Origin of the sequence: Pseudomonas retamae (assembly GCF_043496865.1) — a bacterium.
Classification (GTDB): Bacteria; Pseudomonadota; Gammaproteobacteria; order Pseudomonadales; family Pseudomonadaceae; genus Aquipseudomonas; species Aquipseudomonas retamae.
Window position 1 is genome coordinate 153,180 of record NZ_JBIEIL010000002.1, and the last position, 12,586, is coordinate 165,765.

General features: G+C 60.2%; 12 protein-coding genes. 6 read left to right on the forward strand and 6 right to left on the reverse strand.

Translation table 11 applies throughout. From position 1 onward, the window contains the following. Window positions 1-67: 67 nt before the first annotated feature. Window positions 68-3,190, forward strand: coding sequence for a hypothetical protein (locus tag ACGSLL_RS03780; protein ID WP_394503321.1), 3,123 nt, complete (start codon window positions 68-70; stop codon window positions 3,188-3,190). Between the two features lie 161 nt (window positions 3,191-3,351). On the opposite strand, the gene ACGSLL_RS03785 is transcribed toward ACGSLL_RS03780, so the two are convergent. After that, window positions 3,352-4,317 carry a sensor domain-containing diguanylate cyclase gene (locus ACGSLL_RS03785; protein WP_394503323.1) on the reverse strand — a complete coding sequence of 322 codons (966 nt, stop codon included), beginning with the start codon at window positions 4,315-4,317 and terminating at the stop codon, window positions 3,352-3,354. A gap of 337 nt (window positions 4,318-4,654) precedes the next feature. Here ACGSLL_RS03785 and ACGSLL_RS03790 point away from each other — a divergent pair, with 337 nt between their 5' ends. After that, complete coding sequence (locus tag ACGSLL_RS03790; RefSeq protein WP_394503326.1) at window positions 4,655-5,485, forward strand: alpha/beta fold hydrolase; 831 nt, start codon at window positions 4,655-4,657, stop codon at window positions 5,483-5,485. A 27-nt stretch (window positions 5,486-5,512) separates the two neighbouring features. On the opposite strand, the gene ACGSLL_RS03795 is transcribed toward ACGSLL_RS03790, so the two are convergent. The 4 genes from ACGSLL_RS03795 to ACGSLL_RS03810 form a co-directional block, all read right to left on the reverse strand. Beyond that, a complete protein-coding gene (locus tag ACGSLL_RS03795) occupies window positions 5,513-5,905 on the reverse strand; it encodes a GFA family protein (RefSeq protein WP_394503328.1) in 393 nt (130 codons plus the stop codon). Between the two features lie 430 nt (window positions 5,906-6,335). Continuing rightward, the gene (locus tag ACGSLL_RS03800) at window positions 6,336-7,157 is read right to left on the reverse strand and encodes a DUF3618 domain-containing protein (RefSeq protein ID WP_394503330.1); all 822 of its coding nucleotides are present in this window, start codon (window positions 7,155-7,157) and stop codon (window positions 6,336-6,338) included. Next, window positions 7,154-7,582: a phage holin family protein gene (locus ACGSLL_RS03805; RefSeq protein ID WP_394503332.1), complete on the reverse strand. Its 429-nt coding sequence runs from the start codon at window positions 7,580-7,582 to the stop codon at window positions 7,154-7,156. The genes ACGSLL_RS03800 and ACGSLL_RS03805 overlap by 4 nt, the downstream gene beginning before the upstream one ends. Then, window positions 7,579-8,229 (reverse strand): hypothetical protein, encoded by a 651-nt coding sequence (locus ACGSLL_RS03810; RefSeq protein WP_394503334.1) that lies wholly within the window; start codon window positions 8,227-8,229, stop codon window positions 7,579-7,581. Before ACGSLL_RS03810 ends, ACGSLL_RS03805 begins: the two co-directional genes overlap by 4 nt. A 238-nt stretch (window positions 8,230-8,467) precedes the next feature. Between ACGSLL_RS03810 and ACGSLL_RS03815 the strand changes: the two genes are divergently transcribed. The 4 genes from ACGSLL_RS03815 (at window position 8,468) to ACGSLL_RS03830 (ending at window position 11,039) form a co-directional block, all read left to right on the forward strand. After that, window positions 8,468-9,298, forward strand: coding sequence for a helix-turn-helix transcriptional regulator (locus ACGSLL_RS03815; RefSeq protein ID WP_394503336.1), 831 nt, complete (start codon window positions 8,468-8,470; stop codon window positions 9,296-9,298). 53 nt (window positions 9,299-9,351) lie between these two features. Further along, on the forward strand, window positions 9,352-9,654 hold the full coding sequence (locus ACGSLL_RS03820) for an ArsR/SmtB family transcription factor (protein ID WP_090282894.1): 303 nt from the start codon (window positions 9,352-9,354) through the stop codon (window positions 9,652-9,654). 61 nt (window positions 9,655-9,715) lie between these two features. After that, window positions 9,716-10,720, forward strand: coding sequence for a zinc-dependent alcohol dehydrogenase family protein (locus ACGSLL_RS03825; protein WP_394503338.1), 1,005 nt, complete (start codon window positions 9,716-9,718; stop codon window positions 10,718-10,720). Window positions 10,721-10,730: 10 nt separating this feature from the next. After that, the gene (locus ACGSLL_RS03830; protein ID WP_394503340.1) at window positions 10,731-11,039 is read left to right on the forward strand and encodes an antibiotic biosynthesis monooxygenase family protein; all 309 of its coding nucleotides are present in this window, start codon (window positions 10,731-10,733) and stop codon (window positions 11,037-11,039) included. A 110-nt stretch (window positions 11,040-11,149) separates the two neighbouring features. On the opposite strand, the gene ACGSLL_RS03835 is transcribed toward ACGSLL_RS03830, so the two are convergent. After that, window positions 11,150-11,737 (reverse strand): LysE family translocator, encoded by a 588-nt coding sequence (locus tag ACGSLL_RS03835; protein WP_394503342.1) that lies wholly within the window; start codon window positions 11,735-11,737, stop codon window positions 11,150-11,152. Window positions 11,738-12,586: the final 849 nt, after the last annotated feature.

Below are 12,586 nucleotides of genomic sequence, written 5' to 3' on the forward strand. Positions count from 1 at the left end.
ACCCACCCCGCTCCCCATCGCTCGACAATCGGCGCTTGATGCCTGTCAGCCGCCATGGAGAGCGCAAATGAACGACACAGTGCAAGCCGCGTCACCGCAACAAACCGTTATCGAGAACCTGATCGATGAGTTGACCGCCGTCCCGGTTGCCAAACCCCACGAGCCTGAACGTACGCTCGAGGTTCCGCGCGGTTGCCTGCTGCGCGAATGGATGGAGCTTTATTGGGCCGCCCTGGAGCGCCCGGAATTTCTCGACTGGGCCAGTCGCTTTCACATCGACCTGGATACCTTGCGCATCAAGGGCGCAACCCTGCAAGCGCGAACCCAAACGAATGGCACCGCAAGCGTACGCACCTTCGCTCTGGACGATGATTCCGGCTGGTGGCAAGTCGCACCGGTTCTGCTGTGGATTGCCCAGCGCATTGATCCCGGCGAAATGGGCCTGCCGTATATCGGCGGTAAATCGGCCAATCCGCTGTACCGCTTTCCACGTCAGATTGTGCTGGCTTTCTACGGCTATCCCGAGCCGCAAAACCTGGCCCAGGCGAAAGTGATCGTGGCAGAACTGAAAACCGGCGGCCTCGCTGCGATTGATGAAAACGGCCACACCACCTCGGCCGTGGTCAAGGAGCGCGATGCTCAACTGGAGGACTTCCAGGCCATCGCCGACACGCTCGAAACAGTCTTGAAGACCCGCGAACCGTTCGAACAACGCGGCATGGAGGACACTCCGGTGTCACTGACCTCCTCATCGGTTTCGGCCAGTCGGGGCGGTCCGCGTTTCAAGCTTGGCCCGTTGCTTGAACGCTACGCCTTGCCGATCCCGGAGGATGCCGAACACGCCAAAGCGTTAATACAACGCTTGCGCGACCACCGCTGGCCGGCCCTGCCTTATGTCAGCGAATACGTGCAGACGGGCAGCCCCATTCTCAGCTATCGACATGGTTTTGCCGATGTCGAAGATGGCCGGTATATCCTGCGCCGACTGCAAGCGCTGAGCTGGAACAAGTCCCCCCTGGCAAAAATCGACCTTGAGGAATTCAGCGAGCCTCATCCGGATTCGGCGCTGGCAGAGTGGATGGCGTGGGGTCAGCGAGAATTGCGCACATTCGGCGCCCGTCCGGCCTTTCAGGCCATTTTAAAAAAACACCGTCTGCCCACTGACAGCCCGTTGTTGCTCAGTGCAACCGGTCACGTCGGTACAGCCAGCGATCAGGGCTGGATAACCCTGACCGCGGAGGTGGAAAGACACGCCGATCTGACAGTTTATCGCGACCGCCTCAAGACCAAGGCTCGCGAAGCGGGCGGTGCCTTTCGCGCCAGCGGCAAGGTCACGCTTGGGCAAATGCTGCGTTTTTATAACCTGCCGCTGCCGAAGACCGTCGCGCAAGCCCTTGGTTTTGTGAACTGGGACCCGATCAACCTGCACATGCGCCCCGGCCACATGAACCATTGGTATCTGCTCGGCCAGCCCGGTAAACAGACCGAGCGCTTTAGCGCTGAACAACGCCAGCAGGTCATCGACACCACCCAGGCCTTTCTGCCCAGGGATGCAGCGCCACTGATTGACTACCTGAGTGAAGGGGTCGATACCGATCTGCCGCTGGCCAGCCTCAACGCGAAGGCCGATTACCTGATCGGCCGCATTCTCATCACCCCACGGGCCCAGGCTTTGGGCAACCAGTTATTGAGGAAAATCGCGCGCCCCGCCCAGCCCAAGGAGCTGCTGGCCACCAATCGCGATCGTTTGTTGCTCGCAGCGCTGATACTGAGCCTCGACCCTAAAGCGGGCGAACAATCTGAGCAGATCATCGACCAAGCGGTGAATGACAGTTTTTACTGGGGTGAACGGTATGGCGAGGTCCGGCGTTTCATCGACCGCCAGTTCGGGCTCGCGCTGATAAAAAACAAATCACTGGCGACTCATCTTTTGCTGTCGGGCATCGCCCCTGATTTTTTGGTTCGCGATATCCCCGCTTCATTTCAGTACATGAGTTGCGTGCGCTGGGTTCGGCTCAAACAGGTGGTGCTGTATATCGAAGATCGCAGGCCCGGCGTGGCGCGCCTGATGAGTTATGCGCAACTGGTCAGTCTGACTGATGGCCCGGCTCCATCGGATTTTTACCGTTTCCTGCGCAGTGACGTGTGTACTGCGGTCGTCCTCGATTGGGCCGTCGCCAGGGGCGTGGTCCAGCGAGACCTGGAAAATCCTGGCAACCATGCCGCCACTCTGAAGCGTGCCGAGAGTATTTTCCGCGACCACTATCGAAGGATGCGCAGTTTTACCCAGCGGGCTTTTCTGGGGAAATTTCCCACACCGGCGACCGTCGCGCTGGCCGATCTGCGCAAGGTACTTATCGATAATCCGCACCTGGAGGAGCAAGCGCTGTTCAACCCGGGGTCGGGTGATAAACAGTTCTCGCTGAGCGACCTGCATGTGGCCGGTAAGTTGTCCAGCGACTTGCGGGGCTGGCAATCGAACAATGCGCAATTGCAACTGCCGTCGATCAAAGCGTCGTTGGCCCGGCTCGGCAAGGTGTCGAGTTTGTTTCGTGCAGCACTGAGCGCACGCTTGCGACAGATGAAGGATGCCCAGATCGCGCTCATCAAGGATGCTTTTTGCCGGTTGCCATTGGCGCAACGCAAGGATCTCGAAGACAACACCCTGGAGTTGTTTGCCCTGCAACTGGCAGCGTCGGCAAGCTCAACCAGTACCTCGAAGCCAAACGCAGAGACTGCGCGGTTTGCCATCATTGCCCTGCTGCGCGGCTCGACGCCGAGGGTGTACGAAATCTTTACCCGCCGATCCGCTGTCACGTTGCGCCGGGATATTGATCTTGCGCTGCTGACGCCGTCTTCCGCCAATACCAAGGCAAAATCGCTGCCCTTCGACGCTCAGGCGTATCGACACGGGACCCTGCCCATCGGCAACGCCATCTGCGATGCGTTGATCACCCGCCTCGACATCGAGGGCGCGCCGCTGGCGGCACAGACGCACAGCGACATCCCCGACACGTTTGCCTCCAACAAGGTCAACGCCATCGCCTGTACGGCCGTACGGCACCTGTTTGAGGCGTATGAAAGCCAAGCGTTGCAAGAAGCGCTGATCGCGCCTGCGCTCGAAGAGATACACACCAACCAGGAGAAATGGTTGAAGTTTTACGCGACGTTGAGCCCGCCGAAAACTTGAAGCCCGTTGGTTCGAGGACGCATTGGGTCAGTCAATGAAGCTGTGACTGGACGGGCGCCATCGCGAGCAGGCTCGCTCCCACAGGGTTTAGCGGTGGGAATGGCTGTTGGGTACACCAGATCACCACGGTGAGAGCCAGCCTGCTGGCGATCGGGCCTGGATCAGCAGCGCTTCAAGGCCTGCTTGTGCGCGTACATCGCGCCGTCCGCGTCGGCGAGCAGGCGGTCGACGCTGTCGTGACGCTTGGGGTCGTATTCGATCTGGCCGACGCTGAACCGAATGGCGTAGCCGCGGTGCAGCGTGGCGTTGCGTTCTTCGAGGATTTCCTTCATGCGCGCCATGATTGCCGTGGTCTCGACGTGGCTGGAGCCGGTCAGCAGCGCGACAAATTCATCTCCGCCCAGACGCCCGACCACGTCGCTTTCGCGAAAGGCTATGCGCAGCACATCGGCAAAGGTCTTCAGCGCACCGTCGCCCTCGGCATGGCCGTAGAGGTCGTTGATCTGCTTGAAGTCGTTGAGATCGAAGAACAACAGGGTCGCCGGGCGGTTCAGCCGCGAGCAGGCATCAAGTGCATGCTGAGCCAGTTGCTTGAAGCCGCGTCGGTTGGACAGCAAGGTCAATTCGTCCATGCTCGCCATCTGCACTGCGGTCAGCTCCTGTTCGGCCATTTCCGCCAGATCGCGTAACAATGCGCGCTCTTCATCGTCGAGTTCACGGGGCTTGGTATCGATCAGGCACAGCGTGCCCATTTTATTGCCGTGGGGAACGGTGAGCGGATAACCGGCGTAGAAGCGAATGTTCGGCGCCCCGGTCACCAACGGATTGTCATGAAAGCGCAGGTCTTCGCGAGCGTCCGGCACCAGCAGCAGCTCGTTCTGCAAGATCGCGTGCCCACAGAACGACACGTCTCGCGGGGTTTCGGTGGCGTCGAGGCCGACACAGGATTTGAACCACTGGCGATCCTTATCAACCAGCGTGACCAGCGCAATCGGCACGTTGAACAGGCGCTTGGCCAGCCGCGTCAAACGATCGAAGCGTTCTTCGGGGGCCGAGTCGAGCAGATTCAGACCTTGCAGCGTTTGCATTCGCGCCGCTTCATTCGCGGGTTTTCCAGGCACCAGCATCACACACTCCACAGGCTGTAATGCTCTTCAGCGTAGCCCTGATTTAAGAAGGGCTCACATCATATTCCCGCCACCGGACCCGGCCCACCGGGATCGGCTCACAGTTTGAACTGTTCGACATAAATACCGCAGGCACCGCCGCGCCTCGGTTTATCCCTTTCAGCGAAGCCTGACTTGCACGTTCAAGCGAGACGTTGCGACCACCGGTCATGCACACATCAACATTGCTCCTACAGTTGATAACGGCTCGCACTTTGCTTGCACATCACGTGTATCAGCCAAATCGGTCCGCGCGTATTGCGCAGGTCACTCTCCACATCGGTCAGGAGTCGCGAACATGGGATTTGTCACCACCACAGACGGCGTTGAAATCTTCTATAAGGACTGGGGCCCGCGCGACGCGCCGGTGATCCATTTCCACCACGGCTGGCCGCTCACTTCCGACGATTGGGACGCACAGATGCTGTTCTTCCTCGGCCAGGGCTTTCGCGTGGTTGCCCACGATCGGCGCGGGCACGGGCGCTCTGCTCAGGTCTGGGACGGTCACGACATGGACCACTACGCCGACGATGCGCTGGCGGTGGTCAAGCATCTGGGCACGAAGAATGTCGTGCATGTCGGCCACTCCACTGGCGGCGGCGAGGTGATCCACTACATTGCCCGTCACGGCCAGGACAACGTCGCCAAAGCGGTGTTGATCGCCGCGGTGCCACCGCTGATGGTGCAGACCGCAAGTAATCCCGGCGGCTTGCCGAAGTCAGTGTTCGATGGCTTTCAGGCGCAGGTGGCGGCCAACCGCGCGCAGTTTTACCGGGATGTGCCGAGCGGGCCTTTCTATGGATACAACCGCCCGGGCGCCGAGGCGTCGGAAGGCGTGATCGCCAACTGGTGGCGCCAAGGCATGATGGGCTCAGCCAAAGCGCATTACGACGGCATCGTCGCGTTTTCGCAGACCGACTTCACCGAAGACCTGAAAAAAGTCAGCGTGCCGGTGCTGGTGATGCATGGCGAGGACGATCAGATCGTGCCGTATGCCAATTCGGGGCCGCTGTCGGCGAAGTTGTTGCCCAATGGCACGCTGAAGTCGTATCCAGGGTTCCCGCACGGCATGCCGACGACCGAGGCCGAGACGATCAATGCCGATCTGCTGGCGTTTATTCGCGGTTGATAGATCTGCAGCGAGGCTGGGCTCTGGCTAATCTTCCGAGCGGCCAGCGCCCTCGCGATCACGCGGGTAATGGTGCGCCAGCGGGAACGCCGGCAGCCATGACTCGCGGCGCAGGGTCCAGCTTTCATAGGTCGGTTGCAGTTGATCGGTATTATCGAGGGCGCCGAGGTTGACTTCGATTTCGTCGTCGCTGCGGTTGAACACTGAGGATCCGCAGCGCGGGCAGAAATGTCGGCCGGCGTAGTCGCGGGTTTCGCCGCTTATCGAGACGGCGCTGGCGGGGAAAATGGCTGAGGCGTGGAACAAGGCGCCGTGGACTTTGCGGCAGTCGAGGCAGTGGCAGAGGCCGACGCGGTAGGGTTGGCCTGAGGCTTCGAGGCGGACATTGCCGCAGAGGCAGCTGCCGGTCAGGGTTTGCATGGTGGGGTCCTTTTTGAGTCGTGATGAACGGTTTCTTCAGTGACAGCCCTCACCCTAGCCCTCTCCCAGAGGGAGAGGGGACTGATTGGGGGATATTGAGGAAATAGGCCGACCTGAACGTGCGGCTGGGAATCCGGAATCGGCTCGATCTGTTGCATGTCGTTGAATCCACAATAGGCTCGATTTTTTTACGCTGTCGAATTCACAATCGACTCGATTTTTTTACGCTGTCGAACTCACAATCGCCTCGCTCGCTCAGGTCGATGCATCCCGCAACACACCTCGGTCGGCTCCCTCTCCCTTTGGGAGAGGGCTGGGGTGAGGGGAAACTGACACACCCCAATCGTTCGATCGCAGAATTTCCGTCCACACGTCGATAATCGGAAATAAGAAAAGGAGGCCATTTCAAGACCTCCCTCACCCACCATCATCAAGACGTCCCCAATCCCTTGGACAGGTCCGCCGATTCATCAGACGTCGTCGCTTGCGCAGGCTGAGCCCCCTGCCCCGCCGCCTGCTCAGTCGTCTTCGTCACCGTATCGCGGACAGTCTCGTAGCCCTCGCGCGCCTGTTTTTTCACCTTGTCGACCATGCCCGCGCTGGTTCTGCCCAGATACCGCTGCTCGGTAGCGGTCTTAGGCAGTGCCGCACCGAGCATGGCACCGAGGGCGATACCCGCGGCCGCAACCATCAGCGGTTGCTCCTTGAGCAACTGACTGAATTGCTGCCCCATGGCCTGGCCGCTCTGGCTCAATCGGTCGCTCGCATCGTGCATGGAGTGGCGCAAATTCTCCTTGGCTGCACCGACGTTTTCGCCCATGTGCGCGGCCTTGTCCTTGAGCGATTGATAGCCGTGCTTCAACGAATCGCTGGTCTGATGCATATGCTCGCGCGCATTGCCGAGGCTATCGGCCAAGCCATCGGCCCACTCCCCGGCCCGGTCCTGATCGGGGCCGCTGCGATAGGTTGGCTGCGGTACTGGCGGGCGGTTCTGGCCCATCATCAACCAGAGCAGGCCGACCGAGGTCAGCACCGCCGGCACCGGGTTGTTGCGCACGCTGGTGCCCAGGTTGGCGACGAACTGCGAACCGTTGTTCTGCAGCATGCCCCACGCCTGATCGATCATCTGCCCGGGGGTGAACTTGCTTTCCAGCTGGTCGACGATATTGCCGATGCTGGCGCGTTGCGCGTCGATTTCGCGCTCGATCTGCTCAGGGCTTTTTTGCGATTCGATATCCAATTCGGTCTTCATGAGGCTTTCCTCCGCAGCGCTTCCTGGTCTTTGCTCAAGGCGTCCAGCGTCCGGTCAGGTTTGAAGTGGGACGGTTCGAACTGCTTTTTGCCCGACTGCAACATGACAAAACCGATGATCATCACCACCACGCCGACGATCAGCGCCGCCAGCCATGGCGCCATGAACATGCTCAAGCCGTACACCGCCGACATCAGCAAAATGATCAGCCCCGCCAGCAACACAATCGCCCCGCCGGCCACTGCCGCAATCCCGGCCTTGAGCGTATTGAGGCTTGACTGAAACTCGGCCTTGGCCAGCGCCAGTTCCTTGGTGAACAGCGCCGGCACTTCGCGCGATAACTGCCGCAGCAGGCCAGTCACCGAAGCATCGTCATGGTTTGCTGCGGGTCGGGCGCCTTGCAGATCTGCATCGTCTCGGTTCATGACAGGTCTCCTTTGGTTGGCGAGGTGGGTATCGAGGTTCCGGCAAAATCAGTCGGGTGATCGTGCTCATCGGCCGACGTCGGGGTGATGCCGGTCGCCAGGCCTGGACTGGAATCAGAGCGGGTTGCAGTGGAAGTTTCATAGGGCCGCTGCGCGCCAAAACCGCCGGCGGGTGGCGTTGAGTGTCCAGAGGCAGGCTCATGATCGGCAGTGACTTCGGCTGCCGCCGACGTCCCCGCTTTGAGGAACCGCGACAGGCCAAAACCGATTGCCACGCTGCCGGCAATGAACAACGCCGGGTTGCTGCGCGCCAATTCGGCGGCATCATGCAACAGCTGTTCGGCGCTCTTGCCACGCAGATTCTTTGCCAGCCCGCCCATCGACTCGGCCATGTCGGAGAGGTAATCGGACATGCCCAGCGTGTCCTTGTCCTCCAGCTCCGAGACGAAGCTTTTCGCGCCTTGCGCCAGCGCTTCGATCTGCTCAGCAGCCGTGTCACGATACTGGCCGAACTGCGCATCGGCTTGCTGGCGCGCACCGCCGAGCGTTTCGCTGACGTCGTCTTTCAACCGCTCAAAGGCCTGCCCGGCCCGGTCCTTTGAAGGTTCGTCTGCAGTGGTTCCTGCCCTGTTATCTGAAGTGTTCATGTGGTCCCTCGCCTTCTGAGTGAAAACGTTAAGTGGGGCGACCTGACAACATTGCCCTGAGTCCCCTCATAGGAAGTGACGGAAGAGTCTGACGCGGAGTTCAACCGTTTTGATGAGCGCACCCTTTACCGATTTGCAGGTGCCGTTGGGCTAGAAAAAACCAGTCCTGTCGAACTTGGACGAGCCTTTGGCGTCCCCAGCCCCTACACTGACGCACTGGCCTGCCGGGATACTCACCATGAAACACGCTGCCGCCAAAAACCCCGAAAAAGCCCCGCGCTTCTGGCGCGACGATGCCCTGCCCTTCATCGAGGCGCGGGCCATCGCAGATGGCCGTGAGGTGTGTTATGCGCGGCACTCCCACGCGCACTTTTCCATCGGCGCGATCACCGTTGGGCGCAGCACCTACGTGCACGAGCAATCAGCGTTCGAGGTGGCCGCAGGCACGGTGGTGCTGATGAATCCCGGCGACGTGCACGCGTGCAATCCGATCGATGATCAACCGTGGTCGTATGTAATGCTGTACGTCGAAACGCCTTGGCTGAGAGATTTGCAGCAACAGTTGGGGTTCGGTGCGCAGGGTTTTTGCCGCTTTGCGGTGACCCATCTCGATGACGCGACGCTGTTTCACGATTTGCACGCGCTGTACGAAATCCTCGTCGACGATCAACACGACCTGCTGCGCAAACACAGCGCAGCGGTGGAGTTTTTCAGCGATCTGCACCTGCGTCTGAACCCCGCCAGCGCGCCGTTGCGCGAGGCGAACGACAAGCTCGAACGCGCCGCTGGTTTCATTCGCGAGCATTGCACCGATGCGCTGAGCCTCGACGACATTTGCATGGCGGCGCAGCTATCGCCGTCGTACCTGATCCGCGCGTTCAAACAACATTACGGCATGACGCCCCATGCGTTCTTGATCAACCAGCGCATCCAGTTCGCCCGCGAGCGCCTGCGCCGCGGCCAGTTGATCGCGGACGTCGCGCTGGCGGCCGGGTTTGCTGATCAGGCGCATTTTCAACGCGCCTTCAAACAGCATCTGGCAGCCACGCCGGGGCAGTATCGCGGTTGACGCTCATTGAAATCAGCCGTTGACATATCGGTAAAATCCGATATCTTCGCGACATGGACCTACTCGACATCTTCAAAGCACTCTCCAACCGTACTCGCCTCGAGATTCTCAAAGGCCTGAAGGACCCGGCCAACAGCTTTCCTCCTCAGGATGAAGGCGACGTGCATACGGTGGGTGTTTGCGTCAGCAGTATTCAGGAAGGCGTCGGGCTGTCGCAGTCGACGGTGTCCGATTATCTGGCGACGCTGCAACGGGCAGGTCTGGTCGAAGTCAGACGCATCGGCCAATGGACGTACTACAAGCGCAATGAAGCGGCGATCCGTGAGCTGGCCGAGATCATCGGCAGCGAGCTGTAATTTTTTGCCCCAGGATATCGATAATTCCCGATATCCCTTTATACCGAAACGAGGAAATGCAATGAAAGCGATGATGCTTGAATCATTTGGCGGCCCGGAATCGTTCGAACTGCGCGACGTTCCCAAGCCTGTTCCCAGCGCTGGCGAAGTATTGGTGCGAGTCCACGCCACCTCCATCAACCCTCTGGATTATCAGGTTCGGCGCGGCGATTACCCCGCCCTTGTGCCGCTTCCGGCCATCAGCGGTCACGACGTCTCCGGCGTGGTCGAAGCAGTCGGGCCGGGCGTCACGGCTTTCGCGCCGGGCGACGAGGTCTGGTACACCCCGCAGATCTTTGCCGGGCCTGGCAGTTACGCCGAGTACCACGTTGCCGCACAAACTATCGTGGCCAGGAAGCCGAAAGCGCTGAGCCACCTCGAAGCGGCCAGCCTCAGCCTGGTCGGCGGCACGGCGTGGGAAGCGCTGGTAGTACGGGCGGCGCTCAGGGTCGGTGAAAGCGTGCTGATTCATGGCGGCGCGGGTGGTGTCGGGCACGTTGCGATCCAACTGGCCAAAGCCATGGGCGCGAAGGTTTTCACCACCGTGCGCGAAGCCAACTTCGAGTTCGCGCGGCGTATGGGGGCCGATGTGCTGATCGATTATGAGAAGGAGGACTACATCGACGCCATCCTGCGCGAAACCGGCGGGCATGGCGTCGATGTGGTGTTCGACACCATCGGCGGCGACACCCTGGCACGCAGCCCCGACGCACTCGCCCAACTGGGCCGGGTGGTGACCATCGTCGATATCGCCCAGCCGCAGAACGTGATCCAGGCCTGGGGCAAAAATGCCAGTTTCCACTTCGTGTTCACCCGCCAGAACCGCGGCAAGCTCGATGAATTGAGCGCACTGGTCGAACGCGGTCAATTGCGCCCGCATGTCGGCGCGGTCTATTCGCTGGCTGACCTGGGACTCGCCCACGCCCGGCTGGAAAGCCGCAACAACGGGCTGCTGGGCAAGATCGCGATTGCCGTCGAGCCATCCGCACTCGCCGATGCGCCCTCCACCCCACAGCACTCACTCTAAGGGGAACGTCATGGTTTACGAGATCGCTGTGTTACCGGTCCATAAGCAAAACGTTGAACAATTCAGACAGGCCTTCGCCGAGGTCGCCCCGCTGCTCCGCCGCGCCAAGGGTTACGGCGGGCACATGCTCGCGCAAGGGATCGAAACGCCAGAGCGTTTCAATTTGATCGTGCGCTGGCAATCGCTCGAGGATCACACACCGGGCTTTGAAGCCAGTGAGGATCATCGATTGTTCATGCTGGGGCTGGAGGAATATTTTTCCGAAGAGCCGACGGTGTATCACATTGAAGGGGCGGCGTTTGAGTTGCCGTTTATCTGAGATTGACCACAATCCCTGTAGGAGCGAGCCTGCTCGCGATGGCGGTTATTCAGTCGACGTATTTATTGTCTGAGTAACCGCTATCGCGAGCAGGCTCACTCCTACATGGGTTACGGTAGCAGCAGGTAGATTGCGCTTAACGCCAACAACCCGGCCATCACCCGATTGAACCAGCGCATCCCCTTGGCATTGTTCAGATACCCGCGCAAAAACGTCCCCGCATACGCCCAGCAGCCGACCGACAGATAACAGACCACCAGATACACCGCCGCAAACTGCCAGACCAACCGCGCCTCGCCATCGGCAACAAACGCCCCCATGCCCGCCACACACGCCAGCCAGGCTTTGGGGTTGAGCCATTGCATGACCGCGCCGTAGAGCATCGACGGCGCCCGCCCTGAATCGGTGGTATTGAGCTGACCGTCATCGCTGGCCAGTTTCCAGGCCATGAACAGCAAAAACGCAACACCGGCCCATTGCACCACACGGGTCATGAACGGCCAGCGCTGCAACACCTCATGCAAACCCAGGCCCATCAACACCAGCAACAACACAAACCCCAACGTCGCCCCGGCGACATGCCGCTGACTGGCACGAAACCCATACTGCGCCCCCGAACTCAACGCCACGATATTCACCGGCCCCGGCGTGATGGAAGCGGCCAGCGCAAACGCCGCCATCGAAACAATCAGACTCATCGCACACCTGCTTCAAAACGAGGAACAAGGTGCTCACCTTAGTCAGCGCCTTTGTGCGGGTATTGAAGAAAATAACCTTTTTGGCTGCAAATCTGTCATCAGGTATTCGCTACAGCCCGCGCCGGGCACGAACATTGTGGGAGCGAGCCTGCTCGCGAAAGCGGTGGGTCAGGCAATAAATGTATTGCTGTGAAAACGCCTTCGCGAGCAGGCTCGCTCCCACATTTTCGATTTGCGTGAATGAGGCAGAGATGGATTGGCTGTCAGTCCGTCATCGCTTGCAGGCAAGCTCCCACAGAGGCCGAGCGCGGCCATCGGGCCGAGTGTCATCTCGCCTGCTTTTGACTTTGATGGCGACGCTGAAGATCAAAAGCCCCTCACCCTAGCCCTCTCCCGGAGGGAGAGGGGACTGATCGCGGTGATTGAAAGACGTACGCCAACAGGCAATACCGAGTCGTACACACAATTTGAAAAGCCCAAAGATCGGCTCCCTCTCCAGGGGGAGAGGGCTGGGGTGAGGGGCAGCCACACCACCAATCCAAAGCCAACCCCCCGCTTCTAACCACTCAACAATGAGCGTTAGCTCGCGTGCTCTTGATCTTGCGTCACCGGCGACGTCGGAAGGCTGAGCGCAGGGATTGATCCGGGCGTGGGAGCGCAGCGACCGTCTGGCGCAGCCAGACACAGCGGAAGGAGGTGCAGCGCAGCAAACCGTAGCCGCTGCGCCCGGATCGATCCCGGAGCGAAGGGACCCGAGCCTGCGAGGGCCGAACGTAGGAGCAAGCGTTTTGGGTTACCTTTTTGGCGTTTGAAAAAGGTGACCCGCCGTAAGGGCGGAACCCTAAGCCG